This window comes from Isoptericola sp. NPDC058082, from assembly GCF_042885055.1.
In the GTDB taxonomy this organism is placed as follows: domain Bacteria; phylum Actinomycetota; class Actinomycetes; order Actinomycetales; family Cellulomonadaceae; genus Isoptericola.
Map to the genome: position 1 here is coordinate 80,208 of NZ_JBHVSQ010000016.1, position 20,074 is coordinate 100,281.

The following is a 20,074-nucleotide window of genomic DNA, read 5'->3' on the forward strand; positions in this document are numbered from 1 at the left end:
GCCTCACGACGCCACCGCCTCGGCCGGCCCGACGACGCGCGAGGAGACGTCCACCACCTGGTCGGCGAGCGCCAGGAGCGACGCCCGGTGCGCGACGACGACGACCGTGCGCCCGGCGTCGCGCCACGCGCGCACGGTGTCGAGCACCACCTGCTCACCGCGGGCGTCCAGGTGCGCGGTGGGCTCGTCGAGCAGCACGAGGGGCGGGGGAGCGCCGTCGCCGGGTGTCTCGCCGTCGAGCAGCGCGGCGGCGAGCGCCACCCGCTGCCGCTGCCCGACGCTCAGCCCGGTGCCGCCCAGGCCGACCGGGGTGTCCCACCCCTGCGGCAGCCCCGCGACGACGTCGTCCAGGCCCGTGGTCCGCGCGGCCGCCGCCAGGGCGTCGGCGGGCACGGGGCGGCCGTCGGTGACGGCGTCGCGCACGGTGCCGGGGGCCAGGGTGGGGCGCTGCGGCACCCACGTGACCTGCGGCCACCAGGTGGCCGGGTCGACGGTGCCGAGGTCTGTCGGGAGGGCGCCGCCCGGAGCCTCGACGAGCACCCGGCCCTCGTCGGGGCGCAGCAGCCCCAGCAGGACGAGCGCCGTCGTGGACTTTCCCGCGCCGCTCGGCCCGCGCAGCGCGACGACCCTGCCGCCGCCGGGGCGGCCGGTGCCGAGCGGCACGCGCGCGGTGAGCCCGGCGGGGGCGAGGACGTCGCGGTCGCCGGCACGGACGCCGACGCCGTCGAGCACGAGGGTCGCGCCGGCGAGGGCCGGCGCGGGGGTGGTGCCCGCGACCGGGACGGGCCGCTCGAGGAGGGTGAAGGCCCGATCGGCGGCCGCCAGGCCGTCGGTGGACGCGTGGAACTCGGCGCCGACGCGACGCAGCGGCAGGTAGACCTCGGGCGCGAGCACGAGGACGGCGATGGCGGGCACCAGGGCGATCATCCCCTCGACGAGGCGCAGGCCGACGCCGACGGCGACGATCGCGACCGACAGCGTGGTGAGCAGCTCCAGCACCATCCCGGACAGGAACGCGATCCGCAGCGTGCCCATGGTGGTGCGCCGCGCCGCGTCCCCGAGGGCCCGCACGCGGGCGCCGGGCCCGATCTCGCGACCGAAGGCCCGGAGGGTCGGCAGCCCGGCCAGCAGGTCGAGCACCTGCGACCCCAGGCGCTCGATGGTACGCAGCCGGCGCTCGGAGGCGCCCGCGGTCATGACGCCGACCAGCCACATGAACAGCGGCACCAGCGGCAGGGTGACGACGCAGATCAGCGCGGAGACCCAGTCCAGCCCGAGGACGACCAGCACCAGCGCGGGGGTGAGGATCGCCGTGAGGAGCAGCTGGGGCAGGTAGCGCACGAGGTACGGGCCCAGGTCGTCCAGGCCTCGCGTGGCGAGCGTGGCCGTGGCGGCGGCCCCCTCGCCGTCGGTGCCGTCCCCGGTGGGCCGCGGGCCCAGCGCCACCGCGTGCGCGACCACCTGCTCGCGCAGCTCGGCCACGACGTCGGCCGCCGCCTTCTGCGCGTACCGCTCCTGCGCCCAGGCGATGACGGCGCGCGCGGCGATCGCGCCGACGAGCGCCCCGAGCCACGGCGCGACGTCGGCCAGGGCGAGCGGCGCGCCCGCGCTGCCCGCCGTCACGGCCGGGCCGAGGGTGTGCGCGATGGCGAAGGCCTGGAGCACGACGGCGCCGGCGGCGGCGACGCCGAGCGCCGCTGTGAGGGCGACGTACCACCGGGCCGCGCGCGCACGCCGCAGCAGGCGGGGGTCGAGGGGCTTCACGGGAGCAGGCCAGGGGTCGGCACGAAGGTCAGTATCGACGACGGGGCGCGCGTCAGAACGCCGCGTCCTTGATCTTCTGCCACGACAGCCCCGCGGGGGCGGGGATGTCCTTGCTGGAGAGGCGCCGGCGGAAGATCCAGTACGTCCACGCCTGGTAGGCGATGACGAGCGGCGTGAGCACCACCGCCACCCACGACATCACCGTGAGCGTGTACGGCGTCGAGGCGGCCTCCGCCACCGTGAGGGCCTCGCCACCGTCGAGCGCGGGGATCACGTCGGGGTACATGGAGCCGAAGATCAGGACGACGGCGCTCGCGATGGCGACGGCCGAGAGCGTGAACGCCCATCCCTCCCGTCGCGCCCGCGCCGCCACGACCACGCCGACCAGGGCGAGGGCCGCGACGCCGACGGCCGCCCACGTCCACGTCGCCGAGTAGGCGACCTGGGCCCAGACGGCCCAGCCGCCCGCGACGACGAGCGCGACCACGGACAGCGCCGACGCGAGCCGGCCGGCGCGCTCGCGCACGTCGCCGTCGGTCTTGAGGGCGACGAACACGCTGCCGTGCAGCAGGAAGAGCACCAGCGTGGTGAGGCCGCCGAGCAGGGCGAACGGGTTGAGCAGCGCCCAGAAGCCGCCCACGTACTGGTGGTCGACGTCGAGCAGCAGGCCGCGCACCAGGTTGCCGAACGCGACGCCCCACATGATCGACGGGATCCACGACCCGAACTGGATGGCGACGTCGCAGCGCCGTGCCCACCGGGCGTCGGAGATCTTGCCGCGGTACTCGAAGGCGACGCCGCGCGCGATGAGGCCCAGCAGGATGATCAGCAGCGGCAGGTAGAAGCCGGAGAACATCGTGGCGTACCACTCGGGGAAGGCGGCGAAGGTGGCGCCGCCCGCGGTGAGCAGCCACACCTCGTTGCCGTCCCACACCGGGCCGATCGTGTTGATCAGCACCCGGCGTTCCTTGTCACGCTGCTCCCTGCCGCCGCGCGGCAGGATCGACAGCAGCATGCCGACGCCGAAGTCGAAGCCCTCGAGTACGAGGTAGCCCGTCCACAGGACGGCGATGATGACGAACCAGAGGATCGCGAGGTCCACGGGGGTCTCCCAGTTCTCGGTTTCGGGCGCTCAGTACGCGAAGGACAGGGGGCGGTCGGTGTCGTCGGGCTCCTGCGCCTCCGGCGACTCGTCGCGGACGGAGTCCGGGACCCCTTCGACGGCGTACCGGTGCATCAGCCGGTACCAGACGACGGCGAGCACCGCGTAGACCAGCGTCAGCACGATCATCGACGTGAGGATCACGCCCGCCGGCACCGCCGTGGACACGCCGCGCTCGGTGAGCAGCCGCACCTGGTCGATGCCCGTCGGGTTGGGCGCCACCACCCACGGCTGGCGGCCCACCTCCGTGAAGATCCACCCGAACGAGCAGGCGAGGAACGGCATGGGGATCGCCAGGAGGCCCAGCCTGCCCAGCCAGACGTTGTCGCTCACCCTGCCCTTGCGGGTGGCCCACAGCGCGGTGAGCGCGAGCGCCAGGGAGAACACCGCCAGTCCGATCATGAGCCGGAACGACCAGTACGTGATGGCCAGCGGCGGCGTGTACGTGACGGGCTCGCCCGACGCGGTGACGTCGCCGTACCGCTCGGTGTACTGCTCCTGCACGTCGTAGACGCCGGGCAGGTAGGACTCGGGACCCGAGAAGTGGCCGGTGCCGAGGAAGCTGGTGACGCCCGGCACGGAGATGAGGTGGTCCACGTCCTCGCACCCGGCGTACAGGGGGCCGACGGCGAGGATGGAGAACTCGGCGGCCTCGGTGCCCTCGCACAGGGCCTCGGCCGACGACATCTTGCCGGGCTGCTGCTCGTACATGAGCTTGCCCTGGAGGTCGCCCGACCAGATCACCCCGGCGCCGGCGATGATCATGGTCCACACGCCGACGAGGACCGCGGGCCGGTACACGGTGCGCGCCTTCTCGACGTTCTCGGGCTTCTTGCTGCGCACGAGCCGGACCATCCACCACGTGGCGATGCCGCAGACGAACGTGCCCGCGGTGAGGAACGCGGCCGTGATCGTGTGCGGGAACGCGGCCCACAGCGTGTTGTTCGTGAGCACGGCGCCGATGGACTCCATCTCGGCGCGCCCGGTCTCCTCGTTGTAGATCGTGCCCACGGGGTGCTGCATCCACGAGTTCGCGGCGAGGATGAAGAACGCCGAGAGGTTCGTCGCGAGCGCGAACAGCCAGATGGCCGCGAGGTGCACCTTCTTGGACACGCGGTCCCAGCCGAAGATCCACAGGCCGAGGAAGACGGACTCGACGAAGAAGGCCGCCAGCGCCTCCATCGCGAGCGGCGCGCCGAAGACGTCGCCGACGAAGCGGGAGTACTCGCTCCACGCCATCCCGAACTGGAACTCCTGCCAGATGCCGGTGACCACGCCCAGCGCGAAGTTGATCAGCAGGAGCTTGCCGAAGAACTTGGTCAGCCGGAGCCAGCGCTCCTTCTTGGTGACGACCCACGCCGTCTGCATCCCGGCGACCAGCGGTGCGAGGCCGATGGTCAGCGGGACGAAGATGAAGTGGTACACGGTCGTGATGGCGAACTGCCAGCGGGCCAGTGCGAGGGCGTCCACGGGGTTCTCCTTGCTCGTTCGTCCGACCGGTCTCTCGACCGTAGGACCACCGGTGCGCGGGCGCACGACCAGCGCTGTCGTCGTCACGGGACGGGATTCGTGAAGACTTTCACGATCTAAGTAGTGAAGGTCTTCACAAGTCAAGCCGGGGCGGGTCGCGCCCGCGACGTGCGGCGTCGGGTCACGCGGCGGGGCGCGCAGGATGCGATACTGGTGCGAAGCCGTCCTGGCCCACATCCCGGGGCGGCCCACGAGCTCGCAGCACTCGCGATCCGCACGCGATGCCGCCGCCAGGCCACGAGGCCGGGCGGCGGGCGTCCGCGAAGAGCGCGGTGCCGCAGCCGGAACCGAGACTTCCGTCGGCCGGCGCGCTGAGCAGCGCGCGCGTCCGACGACGACCACCGGTGGCCCGCACGTGTGGGGGCGGGGCCGCCGGAGCTGGAGCGCTTTTCGTGACGTCCGACAACCCGACCGACGCCGCAGCCCGCAAGCCCGCCCGCCGTCGCGCCACCCGGGCCGCCGCCGCACCCCAGGGCCCGCAGGCCGAGCAGCCCGCCGCCCCCGCGGCCGCCCCCCTCTCCGACCTGGTCCTGCCGGAGCGTGCCGACGCCCAGGCCGAGACGGCCGCGGGCGGCGCCGCGTCGCTCGCCGACATCGTGCTGCCGGAGGGGCCCGCCGGGCGTGCGGCCGACGAGGTCGCCGAGAAGCCGGCGCGCTCCCGCCGCCGCGCCACCCGCACCACCGGAGCGCAGCGCGCCACCGAGCCCGAGGCCACCACCGAGGCCACCACCGAGCCCGTCGCCGCCGAGCCGGCCGACGAGGTTCCTGCCGCCGAGCCCGAGGCCGCGCCGGCCAAGAGCCGCAGCACGTCCGGCGGCACGCGCACCCGCGCCCGCCGCACGGCTGCGTCGAAGGACGAGGTCCCCGCCGAGACCACCGAGGAGACCGCGCAGGCCGACGCCGCGGAGGCCGCCCCCGCGAAGAAGGCGCCCGCGAAGCGGGCGACCAAGAAGGCCACCACCCGGAAGGGCGCCGGCGCGGCGAAGGACGCCGAGAAGCCCGCCGGGCAGGCCGCTGCCGCGGAGGACAAGCCTGAGGCGGCCGCGGAGAAGACCGCCGAGCAGACCGCGCCGCGCTCGCCGGCCGTGCGGGGCGGCGGGTCGGCCACCCCGCGCCTCGCGACGACGGCCGTGCTGTTCCAGGCCCCCGACCTGTCGACCGCACGCCGGTCCCGCCGCGCGCAGGCCCCCGCCGGCCCGCCGCGCCCGCACGACGCGCCGGCCGAGGAAGCGACGAGCGCGCCCGAGCCCGAGGTCGCGACGAGCGCACCCGAGAAGGCTCCGGCGCCCGCCGTCGAGACGCCGAAGGACGAGCCGACGCGGGCCCGGTCGCGCCGTGCGACCCGCGGCACCCGCGCCGCGAAGGCCGCGGAGCCCGCCGAGCAGGTGGCTCCGGAGGCTCCCGTCGAGGCGCCCGCCGCCGCCGACGCCCAGGTTGCGGAGCCCGTCGGGTCGCCGGCGTCCACGGAGCGGGTGGCCGACGTCGAGCTCAGCGAGGACGAGGCCGCCGCGGTCGAGGAGGTCGGCGCGATCGAGTCCGAGCTCGTGGCCGAGGGCGTCGAGCTCGTCGACCTGGGCCCGGAGGACCTGAGCGACGAGGACGGCGAGGACGACGAGATCCGCCCGCGCCGGCGCCGGCGCCGGGGTGGACGCGGCCGTCGGGGCGGTCGCCGCCCCGAGGGCGAGGACCTGGACGACGAGGACGGTTCCGACGAGGGTGCCGGCGAGGACGAGCGCCCCGCCGAGACCGAGGTCGACGACCACGGCCGCGGCGAGGACCAGGCCGACGAGCAGGCCGACGAGCAGGGCGAGGACGAGGGCGGCGAGTCCGCCTCGAGCCGTCGCCGTCGTCGCCGTCGCCGCGGCACCCGCCAGGAGCGGGCCGAGGCCGCCGTGGCGCGTACCCGTGACCGCGACGAGGTCACGGCCCTCAAGGGCTCGACGCGCCTCGAGGCGAAGCGCCAGCGCCGCCGCGAGGGCCGCGACGCCGGCCGCCGCCGCCAGATCATCACCGAGGCCGAGTTCCTCGCGCGCCGCGAGTCCGTGACGCGGTCGATGGTGGTGCGCGAGCGCGACGGCCGCACGCAGATCGCCGTGCTCGAGGACGGCGTGCTCGTGGAGCACTACGTCTCGCAGCAGTCGCAGGCGTCGATGGTGGGCAACGTCTACCTCGGCCGCGTGCAGAACGTGCTGCCCAGCATGGAGGCCGCGTTCGTCGACGTCGGCAAGGGGCGCAACGCCGTCCTGTACGCCGGCGAGGTGAACTGGGACGCCGCGGGGCTCGAGGGCCAGCCGCGCCGCATCGAGGAGGCCCTGAAGTCGGGCGACTCCGTGCTCGTGCAGGTCACGAAGGACCCGATCGGGCACAAGGGCGCGCGCCTGACCTCGCAGGTCACGCTCGCGGGCCGGTACCTGGTGTTCGTGCCGGGTGGCGGCATGACCGGGATCAGCCGCAAGCTGCCCGACACCGAGCGCAGCCGGCTCAAGAAGATCCTGCGCGACGTCGTGCCCGAGGGCGCGGGCGTCATCGTGCGCACCGCCGCCGAGGGCGCGAGCGAGGCGGAGCTGCGCGCCGACGTCGAGCGCCTCGAGGCCCAGTGGGCCGCGATCCAGAAGAAGTCGTCGTCGGCCAGCGCCCCGGCGCTGCTGCAGGGCGAGCCCGACCTCGCGATCCGCGTCGTCCGCGACATCTTCAACGACGACTTCTCGTCGCTGCAGATCCAGGGCCAGGGCGCGTGGGACGAGATCGCCCAGTACGTCGAGGAGCTCGCCCCCGACCTGCGCGACCGCGTGACGAAGTGGACGGAGAACACCGACGTGTTCGCCGTGCACCGCGTGGACGAGCAGCTCGCCAAGGGCATGGACCGCAAGGTCTGGCTGCCGTCCGGCGGGTCGCTGGTCATCGACCGCACCGAGGCCATGACGGTCATCGACGTCAACACCGGCAAGTTCACCGGCGCGGGCGGCACGCTCGAGGAGACCGTCACGCGGAACAACCTCGAGGCGGCCGAGGAGATCGTGCGCCAGCTGCGGCTGCGCGACATCGGCGGCATCGTCGTCATCGACTTCATCGACATGGTGCTCGAGTCGAACCGCGACCTCGTGCTGCGCCGGCTGGTGGAGTGCCTGGGCCGCGACCGCACCAAGCACCAGGTGGCCGAGGTGACCTCGCTCGGTCTCGTGCAGATGACCCGCAAGCGCGTGGGCCAGGGCCTGGTCGAGGCGTTCTCCGAGACCTGCGAGCACTGCAAGGGCCGCGGGTTCATCGTGCACAGCGAGCCGATCGAGAAGAACGGTGCCCACCAGCACCACGACGGCGACCAGGGCGAGGGGGCGAAGCGGTCGCGCCGCAAGCGCGGCGGCAAGCAGGGCGAGCCGGCGACCCCGGCGCCCGCAGCCGAGGTGCCGACCCTGCCCGAGGACCGCTCCGAGGCCCGCGAGGCCGTCAAGGCCACGCTCGCCACGATCGCGGCCGCCGCGGCGCATGCCCACGAGCACGAGCACGAGGCCAAGGACGAGGCCAAGCACGAGGCCGCGGACGGTGCGAAGGACGCCGCTCCGGCGGCGGCTCCGGCCACCGCTGCCCCGGCGCCCCTGGACCGGCCCGAGCCCTTGGACCTGCCCGAGCCCGTGGAGCCTTCGGCCGTGACGCCCGTCGCGCCGGAGACGCTCATCGAGCTGCCGGAGCGGAAGCCGGAGCCGGCGGCCGAGCCCGCGGCCGACACGGCGCCCGCGGCGGCCACGAAGCCCGCGAAGAAGGCTCCGCGCCGCGCGCGGAAAGGAGCCGGAGCCCCGAAGCCTGCTCAGTCGGGTGCTGGGGAGGCTGCGGCCGCGGGAGTGACCGGCACCGAATGACCTACCGAGTGACCTGACCGCGAGGTCGAGGTGAGGGCCCGAGGTCGATGTCCAGGACATCGACCTCGGGCCCTTCGCTTCGACCTCGGCGTGTCATGCTCGGGCCATGACGGGGGACGACCGCAGCGGTGGACGGCTCGAGGTGATCGCCGGCCCGATGTTCGCCGGCAAGACGGAGGAGCTGGTGCGCCGGGTGCACCGCGCGCAGGTGGCACGCCGGGGCGTCCTCGTCGTCGCGCACGAGCTCGACACGCGCAGCGGGCCGGGCCGGGTGGCGTCCCACTCCGGGCTGGAGGTGCCCTCGCGCAACGTGCGGCACGCCGAGGAGATCCCGGGGCTCGTCACGGCGGGCACGGAGCTGGTGGCGGTCGACGAGGCGCAGTTCTTCGGCCCCGACCTCGTGGACGTCGCGACGGCGCTGGCCGACGCGGGACTCGTCGTGGTGGTGGCCGGGCTGTCCGTGACGTTCGACGGCCGGGCGTTCGCGCCGCTGCCCGAGCTGATGGCGGTCGCCGAGTCGGTCACCAAGCTCACCGCGGTGTGCGCGGTCTGCGGTCGCGACGCCGCGTTCCACGTCCGGATCGAACAGGCGCCGACCGACGACGACGCGCTGGCCCCGACGTCGGGGCACGTGGGCGGGTCCGAGTCGTACGAGGCGCGCTGCCGGCAGCACCGCGCCGGCTGACGAGGGGGACGCCGCCGCGCCGCCCGACGGTCAGCGGCGCCCGAGCTGCTGGCGCATCGGGCAGTCGAACGGGTCGCGGGCGGCCAGCCCGACCTCGTTGAGGTAGCGCACGACGATCGCGTACGAGCGCAGCAGCGAGGTCTCGGTGTACGGCATCCCGAGACGCGCGCAGTGCTCCCGGACGATCAGCCGGGCGCGCGCCAGGTGGGGACGCGGCATGCTCGGGAACAGGTGGTGCTCGATCTGGAGGTTGAGGCCGCCCATCAGGACGCTCATCCAGGCGCCCCCGCGCACGTTGCGCGACGTGAGCACCTGCTTCGACAGGAAGTCGATCTTGCTGCCCTCGGGGATCATCGTCATGCCCTTGTGGTTGGGCGCGAACGTCGCACCCATGTAGACGCCGAACACGGCGAGCTGCACGCCGAGGAAGGCGAACCCGAGGCCCAGGGGCAGCCACCACAGGACGACCGCCACGTAGACGGTGAGGCGCACCAGGATCGTCACGAGCTCGCGTCGGCGGGACGCGCGGTCCTCGGGCGGGCCGGTCAGCAGCGAACGCACGGCGGTCACGTGCAGGTTGAGCCCCTCGAGGGTGAGGAGGGGGAAGAACAGCCACCCCTGGCGGCGCGTGATCGCGCCCAGGAACCCGTGGTGGTCGGCGGCCGCCTCCGCGGTGAACGAGATGACGCCGGGGGCGACGTCGGGGTCCTTGCCCACCTGGTTGGGGTTGGCGTGGTGGCGGGTGTGCTTCGTCATCCACCACGAGTAGCTGATACCGACCACGGCGTTCGCCAGGATGCGGCCGACGCGGTCGTTGAGCGGCCCGGACGCGAAGACCTGCCGGTGCGCCGTCTCGTGCGTGAGGAACGCCAGCTGCGTGAGCACGACCCCGAGCGCTGCCGCGATCAGGAGCTGGAACCACGAGTCGCCCAGCAGGACGAACCCGGTCGCGACGCCGCCGAGCGCCAGGAGGAGGACCAGCCCGTTGACGAGGTAGTAGCCGTACGCCCGGCTCAGCAGCCCGGCGTCGCGCACCTCCCGGGACAGGGCACCGTACGTGCTGGTGAACTTCGCGGCGGCACCGTCGCGCGGGGCGGCGGAGCTGTCGAGGACGGCCGGGACGACTGGGGGCATGCGTGCCTCGCAGGGGTCGGGGTCGACTTCCCAGCCGAGGTGTGAGCGGTCGCTCGGTCGCGCGGATGCCCCGAGCCTACGGAACCGTAGGCTCAGGACAAGGGGGATGTCCCCCGGAGCGCGCGGAGCCTGTCGAGCACCTGTCGCGCGGTCGCGGCGTCCGCGGCCGCGAGGATCCCGCGCCCGCCGTGCACGGGACCGCCGTCGAGATCCGTGACGACGCATCCGGCCGCCTCGCACAGGGCGACACCGGGCAGGAAGTGGACGCTTCCGGCGACGCCGGCCCCGGTCACGTAGGCGGCATGGCGGCCCGCGGCCACCCAGGCGAGCGCGAGCGAGCTGGACGCGACCCGGACGGCCCAGGACGCGCGCAGCCCGGCGTCGGCGACGAGCGCCGGCGTCGCCCCGCCGTTGTCGACGTCCACGTTCACGAGGCGGGTCACGGGGGTGGGGGAGGCGTCGACCTCGGGGGAGCCGGCCGCGTCCCGCACGCGGGTGCGCACGCCGTCGGTCCACACCACCTCGCGGGTGAGAGGGTCCGCGACGGCCGCGGCCAGGACCCGTTCGATCCCGTCGCGCCGTTCCACGAGGGCGACGTTGACGCCGAACGACGGGACGCCGGCGGCGAAGTTGAGCGTGCCGCACAGGGGGTCGACGTACCACCGCCGGGCGGCGTCGCCGCCGGACGTGCCGAGCTCCTCGCCGACGACGGCGTCGCCGGGCCGGGCCGCGGCGAGGACGGCGCGGACCGCCCGTTCGGCGGCGACGTCGGTGTCGGTGGCGAAGTCCAGCCCCACCTTCGCGTGGCGGGTCACGGGGCGTCGGAAGGCGTCGGCGACCTCGGTCGCGCCGGCCAGGGCGGCCTCGACCGCCACGTCGGTGTCGCTCACGACGCCGAGCATGGCAGACGTTCATCCTCGCCGGCCGCCGCCATGCTGCGGAGTCTCCTTCGGCGCGCAGCAGCACGTCGGACAGGACAGGGATGAAGCGCAAGGTCGCCGCGACCCTCGCGGGGGCCGTCGTGGCCACCGGCCTCACGGTGGCCCCGGCCCAGGCCGCGTCGGCCGACAAGGGGTCGGCGAGGACATCGAGCAAGGGCACGCGTCCCGCTCGCGGAGGTCCGAGGTCAGGCCCGGTCCTCCACGAGCGGGACGAACGAGTAGGTCCCGTGCTCGGACGTGCGGACCTCACCGTGCTCGTCCCGGGTCACGAGCACCATCACGTGCCGCACGGGGATCACCATCCGGCCGCCGCGGGCGACCTGGTCGACCAGCTCCGGGGGCAGCCGCGCGGGTGCGGCGGACACCAGCACGCGGGACCACCCGCCGGCGCGCGGGGCGCCGAGACGTCCGGGGACGGCTCGGGCCACCCGGGCCCAGGCCATGCCGGTGCGTCGCACGTTGGCCGCGCCCCAGACGGCGAGGTCCGCGTGCCGCTCGAGCCCCAGCACCGACCCGGTGGGTCCGACGAGGCGGGCGAGCAGCGCCGTCGTCCAGCCGGAGCCGGACCCGACGTCGAGCACGTCCGCGCCGACGGGCACGTCGAGAAGCCGGAGCATCGCCGCGACGGTCGACGGCTGCGAGCACGTCTGGCCGTGCCCGATCTCGACGGGGCTGTCCGCCTCGGCCCAGCGGGCCCTGGCGCGGGGCAGGAAGCCGCGCCGGTCGACGGCGCGCAGCGCGGCCGTCACCGCGTCGTCGACGCCTCCGGCCCCGGTCGGCAGGTCTGGCGCTCCGGTCCGCCCGGTCATGTCCCCATCGTCGCCCCGGAGCGGTCCGGACACCGGGCGGGACGCCGGGCGAGCGACGCCGGGCGAGCGGACCCGGCCGGGGCGACGATCGGAGGGACGGTCGGCGACGGACGTCGGCCGCCCGAGATCGGAGGACGACATGGCAGGCACGGTCGCGCGCGTCACGGAGATCACGGCCCGCTCGGACACGAGCTTCGAGGACGCGATCCGCGTCGGCCTCGAGCGGGCGGGCCAGACGGTCCGCCACATCACCGGCGCCTGGGTCAAGGAGCAGAAGGTGGAGGTGTCGGACGGCGCGATCGTCGCGTGGCAGGTGGACCTGCAGGTGACGTTCGTGCTCGAGGGCTGAGCGGAGCGTTCGCGAGGTGGGGTACGTCACGGCCGCCGGCGGGGGAGGACGTTTGAACCGATCGGCGCCGTGACGTAGTCTTGGACGTCGGCGCGCCTGTGGCGTGCCAGTCCCGTGTGTCCACGACGCACCGCACTCGACCGCCGCGGCGGGCCGAGTTGCAGACCAAGTCGGTGAAGAACGTCGTGCGACATGCCCAGACCAGGAGAGATGAGCAGCAACGTGGTGTACGCGATCGTCAAGGCCGGTGGCCGTCAGGAGAAGGTGTCCGTCGGGGACATCGTCGTCATGGACCGCCTCAAGGCCCAGGCCGGTGACACGGTGGAGCTGCCCGCTCTGCTTCTGGTGGACGGGGAGAAGGTGACCACCGACGCCGCGAAGCTGGCGAAGGTCAAGGTCACCGCCGAGGTCGTGCGGGACGAGAAGGGTCCCAAGATCACGATCCTCAAGTACAAGAACAAGACCGGTTACCGCAAGCGCCAGGGTCACCGCCAGTCGCTGACCCGCCTCAAGGTCACCGGCATCAAGTGACTCACCGCCGGGCCGAGCGCGACATCCCGCAGCACGGCCCGCGGCACTGATCCCCTCGTTCTTCGCAGAAAGCAGGTCTGACAGATGGCACACAAGAAGGGCGCGAGCTCCTCGCGCAACGGTCGTGACTCGAACTCCCAGCGCCTCGGCGTCAAGCGCTACGGCGGCCAGGTCGTCAAGGCGGGCGAGATCATCGTCCGCCAGCGCGGCACCCACTTCCACCCCGGCGACAACGTCGGCCGTGGCGGCGACGACACGCTGTTCGCGCTGACCGCCGGCTCGGTGGCCTTCGCGACGCGTCGTGGCCGCAAGGTCATCGACATCGTCGCGGCCGAGGTCTGAGCCGCACACACTTCCCCGGCTCCCACCCGAGTCGACGACGAGGGGCGCACCGTCGCGGTGCGCCCCTCGTCGCTTTGCCTGAGAGGATCTGACCATGGCCAGCTTCGTCGATCGCGTGGTGCTGCACGCCGTGGGCGGTGACGGCGGCCACGGCGTCGCGTCGATCCGCCGCGAGAAGTTCAAGCCCCTCGCGGGGCCCGACGGCGGCAACGGCGGCGACGGCGGCACCGTGAAGCTCGTCGTGGACCCGCAGACGACGACGCTGCTCGAGTACCACCACTCCCCGCACCGCCGCGCGACCAGCGGCACGCAGGGCATGGGCGACGACCGCGACGGCGCCAACGGCGGCGACCTCGTGCTCGCCGTCCCCGACGGCACCGTCGTCAAGGACCGCGACGGGAACGTGCTCGCCGACCTGGTGGGCGCGGGCGCGGAGTACGTCGTCGCGCAGGGTGGCCGCGGCGGGCTGGGCAACCGCGCGCTGGCGTCCCCGAGGCGCAAGGCCCCGGGCTTCGCGCTCCTCGGCGAGCCGGGGGAGGAGCACGAGGTCGTCCTCGAGCTCAAGTCGATCGCCGACGTCGCCCTCGTCGGGTACCCGAGCGCCGGCAAGTCCTCGCTGGTCGCGGCGATCTCCGCCGCGCGGCCCAAGATCGCGGACTACCCGTTCACGACGCTCATCCCCAACCTCGGCGTCGTGCAGGCGGGCGACACCCGTTACACCGTGGCCGACGTCCCCGGCCTCATCCCCGGAGCCAGCGAGGGCAAGGGGCTCGGGCTGGAGTTCCTGCGCCACGTCGAGCGCACCGCCGTGCTGGTGCACGTGCTCGACTGCGCCACCCTCGAGCCGGGCCGGGACCCGCTCAGCGACCTGGACGTCATCGAGGCCGAGCTGGCGGCGTACGCCGGCGACCTCGGCATCGAGGGCGGCCGGGTGCCGCTCACCGAGCGCCCGCGCCTCGTCGTCCTCAACAAGATCGACGTCCCCGAGGCCCGCGAGCTCGCCGAGCTGGTGCGCCCCGACCTCGAGGCACGCGGCCTGCGGGTCTTCGAGGTGTCCACCGCCAGCCACGAGGGGCTGCGGCCGCTCACCTTCGCGCTGGGCGAGCTCGTGGAGCGCGCCCGTGCGGCCGCCCCCGCGCCGGAGCCGACGCGCGTCGTGCTGCGCCCGCGCGCCGTCGACGAGGCGGGCTTCACCGTGACGGCCAAGCGGGAGCACGAGGGCGTCTACTACGAGGTGCGCGGCTCCAAGCCCGAGCGCTGGGTGCGGCAGACCGACTTCAACAACGACGAGGCCGTCGGCTTCCTCGCCGACCGGCTCGCCAAGCTGGGCGTCGAGGACCGGCTCCTCAAGGCCGGCGCCGTCGCGGGCGACGAGGTGCGCATCGGCGACCCCACGAACGCCGTCGTCTTCGACTGGGAGCCCACGCTCTCCACCGGCCCGGAGCTGCTGGGCGCGCGCGGCACCGATCTGCGCCTCGACGAGAGCGACCGCCCGACCCGCGGTGACAAGCGCCGCGAGCACCAGGAGCGCATGGACGCCAAGACCGAGGCGCGCCGCGAGCTGTGGACGGAGCGCCAGTCGGGTCACTGGACGGACCCCGACGACGACTGACCGCCGATCCGGCGAGAATGCACGGGTGAACGCCGCCACCTCCCGCACCAGCCTGCCGGACGCCCGCCGCGTCGTCGTCAAGATCGGTTCGTCGTCGCTCACCGGCCCGGACGGGCACCTGGACCTGGCGGCGCTGCGTGCGCTCGTCGACGTGCTGGCGGCGCGGGTGGCGGGCGGTGCCCAGGTGGTGCTCGTCTCCTCCGGCGCGATCGCGGCCGGCATCGGGCCGCTCGGCCTGAGCGCCCGGCCCCGCGACGTCGCCACCATGCAGGCCGCGGCCATGCTGGGCCAGGGTCAGCTGGTGGCCCGGTACACCGAGGCGTTCGCCGCGCACGGGCTGCAGATCGGGCAGGTGCTGCTCACCGCGGAGGACACGGTGCGGCGGTCGCGGTACCGCAACGCGCAGCGCTCCCTGGAGCGGCTGCTCGCGCTCGGCGTCGTGCCGGTCGTCAACGAGAACGACGCCGTGACCACCGACGAGCTGACCTTCGGCGACAACGACCGCCTCGCGGCCCTCGTCTCGCACCTCGTGCGCGCCGACGCGATGGTGCTGCTCACCGACGTGGACGGCCTGCACGACGCGCCCCCGTCGCGCCCCGGCGCCCGGCGCATCCCGCACGTGGCGGACCTGGCGGACCTCTCCGGGGTCGAGGTCACCGCGCGGGGGAGCGCGGTCGGCACGGGCGGCATGGTCACCAAGCTCGAGTCGGCCCGGATCGCGACCGGCGCCGGCGTGCCGGTCGTGCTGACCAGCGCGCGGAACGTCGCGGCCGCGCTGGCGGGCGAGGACGTCGGCACGTTCTTCGCGGTCACCGGCCGGCGCACGACGGCGCGCCGGCTGTGGATCGCGCACGCGGCCCAGGCGCACGGCAGGCTCCACCTCGACGACGGCGCGGCGCGGGCGGTGCTCGGTGGCCGCGCGTCGCTGCTGCCCGCGGGCGTCACGCGCGTCGAGGGGACGTTCGAGGCGGGCGACCCGGTGGAGCTGGTCGCGCCGGACGGCGCGGTCGTGGCGCGCGGGCTCGTCGCGTTCGACTCCGGCGAGCTCCCGGGCCTGCTGGGCCGCTCGACGTTCGACCTGCGGGCCGAGCTCGGGGAGGGGTACGACCGCGAGGTCGTGCACCGCGACGACCTGGTGCTCGAGCACCGGCGATGAGTTCGCCGGCCCACGGGCGTCGGTAGGGGCACGGGCGCGCACCGGGCGCGTCACGACCCGCCACCGACACAGGAGGCCGGCATGCGCCGTCATCTCCACGCCCCCGACCTCGCCCCCGCGCACGCCCGCATGCACGCCGCCGGCCGCGCCCTGGCGGCGGCGCTCACCGCCGTCGCCGTCGCGGCAGCCCTCGTCGTTGCGCCGTCGGCCGCGGCGTCCGACCGGGACCCGACGGAGTACACCGGCGAGCTGGCCGGGGCGCGCTACCGCGTGCTGGTCCCGGACGACTGGAACGGCACCCTGCTGCTGTTCAGCCACGGGCACTACCCGTCCGAGTTCTTCGGAGGCTTCCCTGCGCCGCACCTGCTGGGCAACCAGGAGCTGAGCGAGGAGACGCTCACCGACCACGGGTACGCCCTCGCGGGCTCGCTCTTCCAGGGCGATGGCCTCGACTTCACCGTGCCCACGGCCGTGGCGGACCAGTCGCGGCTGCTCGACTGGTTCGAGGCGACCGTGGGCGAGCCGGACCGCACCCTCACCTACGGGCAGTCGATGGGGGCCGTCACGGCGGTGAAGCACGCCGAGGCGGAGCCCGACCGGATCGACGGCGTGCTCACCGTCGGCGGCGTCCTGGACTGGGTGGGCCAGCTCGACGCGATCCTCGACATGAACCTCGCGACCCGCGTGCTGCTCACCGACGGCACCGACGCGCACGGCAACCCGATCGAGCTCGTGGACGCGGCGGACCCGCAGGCCAGCCGCGACGCCCTGGTCGCCGCCCTCACCACGGCGGCGGAGTCGCCCGAGGGGCGGGCGCGGATCTCGCTCATCGCCTCCCTCAACACCGTGACCGGGTGGTACTGGATGAACGAGCCACGCCCCGAGGACCCCGAGGCGTGGGCCCGCGGGCAGGCCCAGTGGCTGGTCGGGGCGTACACGCTGGGCCTGGGGCCGAGCGCCCGCGTGCACCTCGAGGAGACGCTGGGCGGCAACCCCAGCAGCACCGACCTCACCCGGCTGCGGGCGCGGCTCGCGCGGTCCGGCGACGGCGCCGGCGTGCGGGCGGCGTACGCCGCGGCGGGGCTCGACCTGCGCGCTGACCTGGCCGCACTGGAGTCGGCCGTCCCGATCGTGGCGGACCCGGCCGCCCGGGCGGCGATGGTGGCCCACCGGCCGGAGGGCACGACGCCGTCGCCGGTGCTCACCCTGCACACGACCGGCGACGGCGGCGCACCGCCGTCGGCAGAGCGGTCCTTCGCCCGGCGCGTGGCCGAGGTCGGCCACCCGGACCGGTTCCGGAGCCTGTACGTCGAGCGGGGGGCGCACCTGTCCGTGAGCCTGGGGGAGGAGCTCGTCGCCCTGCGCACGCTGGAGCGGCGCGTCGACACCGGCCGGTGGCCCTCGCTCGCCCCGCGGACGCTGGACCGCGCGGCGGACGCGCTCGGCCCGGACTACCGCGCCACGTTCGAGGTGGTCACCCAGCAGACCGTCGACCACGCCCCGGCGTTCACCCGGTTCGTGCCGCCGCCCGCGTCCCGTCCCTCCTGGTGAGAGGGGCCTGCCGCCGCGCGCGCCACCGTCGTACTCTCGGGGGATGACCACGACCCTCACCGAGGACCTGACCGCGGGCGGCTCGGGAGCCGGCACCTCGGGCGACGACGTCACGGCCGCCGTGCGCGACGTCGCGCGGCGGTCCCAGGTCGCGTCGCGGACGCTCGCGACCGCCACCAGGGCCACGAAGGACGCCGCGCTGCACGCGCTGGCCGACGCGCTCGAGGCCGCGGCCGGCGAGATCGTCACGGCGAACGCCGACGACCTCGCCCGCGGGCGGGAGCGCGGCCTGAGCGACGGGCTGCTCGACCGGCTGGCGCTCACGCCGGCGAGGATCGGCGCCATCGCCGGCGCGCTGCGCGAGCTCGCCGGCCTGCCGGACCCGGTCGGCGAGGTGGTGCGCGGCCAGACTCTGCCGAACGGCCTGCGCCTGCGCCAGCTGCGCGTGCCGATGGGCGTGGTCGGCATGATCTACGAGGCGCGGCCCAACGTCACGGTCGACGCCGCGGGCCTCGCGCTGAAGTCCGGCAACGCGGTGATCCTGCGCGGCGGCAGCGCTGCGGCGTCGTCCAACGCGGTGGTCGTCGACGTGCTGCGCCGTGCGCTGGAGGCCCAGGGCCTGCCCGCCGACCTCGTGCAGACCATCGACGCGTACGGGCGCCCCGGCGGCGTCGCGCTCATGCAGGCGCGCGGGCTGGTGGACGTCCTCGTCCCGCGCGGCGGGGCCGACCTCATCCGCACGGTCGTCGAGTCGTCGACCGTGCCGGTCATCGAGACCGGCGTCGGCAACGTGCACGTGTACGTGGACGCCACGGCCGACGTCGCGAACGCCGTCGAGATCGTCATGAACGCCAAGACGCAGCGGGTCGGGGTGTGCAACGCGGCCGAGACGCTGCTGGTGCACGCCGACGCCGCCGAGGCCTTCCTCCCCGCGGCGCTCGCGGCGCTCGGCGGGGCGGGCGTGGTGCTGCACGGCGACGCGCGCGCGGTCGCCCTGGCGCCCGAGTCGGTGGAGGTGCTCCCCGCGACCGACGCGGACTGGGCCACCGAGTACCTCGCCCTCGAGCTCGCCGTCCGCGTCGTCGACTCGCTCGACGATGCGATCGAGCACATCCGCACCTGGTCGTCGGGGCACACCGAGGCGATCCTCACCCGCGACCTGGCCGCCTCCGAGCGCTTCGTCGCCGAGGTCGACTCGGCCGCCGTCATGGTGAACGCCTCGACGCGCTTCACCGACGGCGGCGAACTGGGCCTGGGCGCCGAGATCGGCATCTCCACGCAGAAGCTGCACGCGCGCGGGCCCATGGGCCTGGCCGAGCTCACGACCACCAAGTGGGTCGTGCACGGCGACGGGCACGTCCGGCCCGCGTGAGAGACTGACCCCCGAACCTGCCCGAAGCGACCCGTCGCACACCCACGCACAGGAGGAACCCGTGCTGCACACCGCCGTCCAGGTGGCCCAGGAGGCCGCCGAGCACGCCGAGACCATCTCCCCGATCGCGATGGGTCTCCTCGCGTTCGGTGGCCTGGTCGCCGCGCTCGTGGTGACGTACGCCTTCCGCAACGTGTCCAACCGCCACCACTGACGGCCCCCGTCCGGTCAGCGTGAACGAGCCGTCGTCGCAGCCGCGCCGTCCGCGCCTGGGCGTGATGGGCGGCACCTTCGACCCCATCCACCACGGGCACCTGGTCGCCGCCAGCGAGGCGGCGGCACTGCTCGACCTCGACGAGGTCGTCTTCGTGCCCACGGGCAAGCCGACCTTCAAGCAGCACCAGCAGGTGTCCCCGGCCGAGCACCGCTACCTGATGACGGTGATCGCGACGGCGTCGAACCCCCGGTTCACGGTGAGCCGGGTCGACATCGACCGTCCGGGGCTCACCTACACCGTCGACACGCTGCGGGACCTGCACGAGCAACGACCCGACGCCGACCTGTTCTTCATCAGCGGCGCCGACGCGATCGAGCAGATCCTGACCTGGAAGGATGCCGCGCTCCTGTGGGAGATGGCACACTTCGTGGCTGTCACGCGGCCGGGGCACCAGCTCATGGTGGACGGCCTGCCCCACGACGGGGTCACGACGCTGGAGGTCCCGGCGCTGGCGATCTCGTCGAGCGACTGCCGTCGCCGGGCGCAGGCCGGCCAACCGGTGTGGTACCTGGTGCCGGACGGCGTGGTCCAGTACATCGCCAAGCACGGTCTGTATCGAGGTCTCGATGAGTGACAACAACCCGTCCCGCCCGCTGACCCGTCGCGAGATCCGCGAGCGGGAGCAGGCCGCCGCCGCCGCGCAGGCGAACGCCGCTCCGCCGGCGCCGTCCGGGCCGGAGTACGGCGCGCCCGCCGCGGCGAGGTCGCCGTACGCCCCGCCCCCCGGGCAGGCGCCCGCGCCGCGCTTCTCCGCGCCGGCGACCAGCGCGCCGTCGCGGCGCTCGCTCCGCGAGCAGAGCCCGGCGCCCGCCGCCCCGGCCCCCGCGCCGATGGTGCGGCCGCCGTCCACCTCCGCCGGGGTGCGCGGGCTGGACGAGACCGGTCGCCTGGCCCCGATCCAGCGCCCCACCGGCGAGATGTCGCGCGCCGTCGCCCCGACGCCCCCGGTGCGCCCCGCGCCGCCGGCCGGCGCCCCGACCGCGCCGCCCGCGCGCCCCTCGACCC

The 20,074-nt window shown here is 74.7% G+C and carries 17 protein-coding genes and 1 pseudogene; 12 read left to right on the forward strand and 6 right to left on the reverse strand.

The window, feature by feature from the left end; translation table 11 throughout:
- Positions 1 to 3 precede the first annotated feature (3 nt).
- Genes cydD through ACFVS0_RS18135 form a run of 3 tightly spaced genes read right to left on the reverse strand, consistent with a single transcriptional unit; the run spans position 4 to position 4,396 of the window.
- The gene (gene cydD / locus ACFVS0_RS18125) at positions 4 to 1,764 is read right to left on the reverse strand and encodes a thiol reductant ABC exporter subunit CydD (RefSeq protein ID WP_430588737.1); all 1,761 of its coding nucleotides are present in this window, start codon (positions 1,762 to 1,764) and stop codon (positions 4 to 6) included.
- Positions 1,765 to 1,816: 52 nt separating this feature from the next.
- Positions 1,817 to 2,866 (reverse strand): cytochrome d ubiquinol oxidase subunit II, encoded by a 1,050-nt coding sequence (cydB, locus tag ACFVS0_RS18130; protein WP_430550185.1) that lies wholly within the window; start codon positions 2,864 to 2,866, stop codon positions 1,817 to 1,819.
- A 30-nt stretch (positions 2,867 to 2,896) separates the two neighbouring features.
- The gene (locus ACFVS0_RS18135; RefSeq protein WP_430550184.1) at positions 2,897 to 4,396 is read right to left on the reverse strand and encodes a cytochrome ubiquinol oxidase subunit I; all 1,500 of its coding nucleotides are present in this window, start codon (positions 4,394 to 4,396) and stop codon (positions 2,897 to 2,899) included.
- Between the two features lie 452 nt (positions 4,397 to 4,848).
- Between ACFVS0_RS18135 and ACFVS0_RS18140 the strand changes: the two genes are divergently transcribed.
- Positions 4,849 to 8,310 (forward strand): Rne/Rng family ribonuclease, encoded by a 3,462-nt coding sequence (locus ACFVS0_RS18140; RefSeq protein WP_430588738.1) that lies wholly within the window; start codon positions 4,849 to 4,851, stop codon positions 8,308 to 8,310.
- A gap of 106 nt (positions 8,311 to 8,416) precedes the next feature.
- Positions 8,417 to 8,995, forward strand: coding sequence for a thymidine kinase (locus ACFVS0_RS18145; RefSeq protein WP_430563799.1), 579 nt, complete (start codon positions 8,417 to 8,419; stop codon positions 8,993 to 8,995).
- Positions 8,996 to 9,025: 30 nt separating this feature from the next.
- Here the strand turns inward: ACFVS0_RS18145 and ACFVS0_RS18150 are convergent, their stop codons facing one another.
- The 3 genes from ACFVS0_RS18150 to ACFVS0_RS18160 all read right to left on the reverse strand — a co-directional run bounded on the left by ACFVS0_RS18150 (position 9,026) and on the right by ACFVS0_RS18160 (position 11,879).
- A complete protein-coding gene (locus ACFVS0_RS18150; protein WP_430550181.1) occupies positions 9,026 to 10,129 on the reverse strand; it encodes a fatty acid desaturase family protein in 1,104 nt (367 codons plus the stop codon).
- Between the two features lie 92 nt (positions 10,130 to 10,221).
- On the reverse strand, positions 10,222 to 11,019 hold the full coding sequence (locus ACFVS0_RS18155; protein WP_430588739.1) for an inositol monophosphatase family protein: 798 nt from the start codon (positions 11,017 to 11,019) through the stop codon (positions 10,222 to 10,224).
- A 236-nt stretch (positions 11,020 to 11,255) separates the two neighbouring features.
- On the reverse strand, positions 11,256 to 11,879 hold the full coding sequence (locus ACFVS0_RS18160) for a protein-L-isoaspartate O-methyltransferase (protein WP_430588740.1): 624 nt from the start codon (positions 11,877 to 11,879) through the stop codon (positions 11,256 to 11,258).
- 139 nt (positions 11,880 to 12,018) lie between these two features.
- Between ACFVS0_RS18160 and ACFVS0_RS18165 the strand changes: the two genes are divergently transcribed.
- The 10 genes and pseudogenes from ACFVS0_RS18165 to ACFVS0_RS18210 form a co-directional block, all read left to right on the forward strand.
- Positions 12,019 to 12,228: a dodecin family protein gene (locus tag ACFVS0_RS18165; protein ID WP_429732001.1), complete on the forward strand. Its 210-nt coding sequence runs from the start codon at positions 12,019 to 12,021 to the stop codon at positions 12,226 to 12,228.
- 222 nt (positions 12,229 to 12,450) lie between these two features.
- Positions 12,451 to 12,759 carry a 50S ribosomal protein L21 gene (gene rplU, locus ACFVS0_RS18170; protein WP_380315082.1) on the forward strand — a complete coding sequence of 103 codons (309 nt, stop codon included), beginning with the start codon at positions 12,451 to 12,453 and terminating at the stop codon, positions 12,757 to 12,759.
- Positions 12,760 to 12,843: 84 nt separating this feature from the next.
- Positions 12,844 to 13,101 carry a 50S ribosomal protein L27 gene (gene rpmA, locus ACFVS0_RS18175; protein WP_430550177.1) on the forward strand — a complete coding sequence of 86 codons (258 nt, stop codon included), beginning with the start codon at positions 12,844 to 12,846 and terminating at the stop codon, positions 13,099 to 13,101.
- Between the two features lie 94 nt (positions 13,102 to 13,195).
- Positions 13,196 to 14,713, forward strand: a complete 1,518-nt coding sequence (obgE, locus tag ACFVS0_RS18180) for a GTPase ObgE (protein WP_430550176.1) — start codon at positions 13,196 to 13,198, stop codon at positions 14,711 to 14,713.
- Positions 14,714 to 14,738: 25 nt separating this feature from the next.
- Positions 14,739 to 15,869 (forward strand): glutamate 5-kinase, encoded by a 1,131-nt coding sequence (proB, locus tag ACFVS0_RS18185; protein WP_430565174.1) that lies wholly within the window; start codon positions 14,739 to 14,741, stop codon positions 15,867 to 15,869.
- Positions 15,870 to 15,950: 81 nt separating this feature from the next.
- Positions 15,951 to 17,420 (forward strand): hypothetical protein, encoded by a 1,470-nt coding sequence (locus tag ACFVS0_RS18190; RefSeq protein ID WP_430588741.1) that lies wholly within the window; start codon positions 15,951 to 15,953, stop codon positions 17,418 to 17,420.
- A gap of 43 nt (positions 17,421 to 17,463) precedes the next feature.
- Positions 17,464 to 18,792 (forward strand): glutamate-5-semialdehyde dehydrogenase, encoded by a 1,329-nt coding sequence (locus ACFVS0_RS18195; RefSeq protein ID WP_430588742.1) that lies wholly within the window; start codon positions 17,464 to 17,466, stop codon positions 18,790 to 18,792.
- Positions 18,793 to 18,853: 61 nt separating this feature from the next.
- Entirely contained in the window at positions 18,854 to 19,006 is a 153-nt protein-coding gene (locus tag ACFVS0_RS18200; RefSeq protein WP_429764031.1) for a hypothetical protein, read from the forward strand.
- A 64-nt stretch (positions 19,007 to 19,070) separates the two neighbouring features.
- Entirely contained in the window at positions 19,071 to 19,643 is a 573-nt protein-coding gene (gene nadD / locus ACFVS0_RS18205; RefSeq protein ID WP_430550379.1) for a nicotinate-nucleotide adenylyltransferase, read from the forward strand.
- Positions 19,636 to 20,074: pseudogene (locus tag ACFVS0_RS18210) on the forward strand (hypothetical protein); the annotation flags it as partial. The gene nadD and the pseudogene ACFVS0_RS18210, both read left to right, overlap by 8 nt.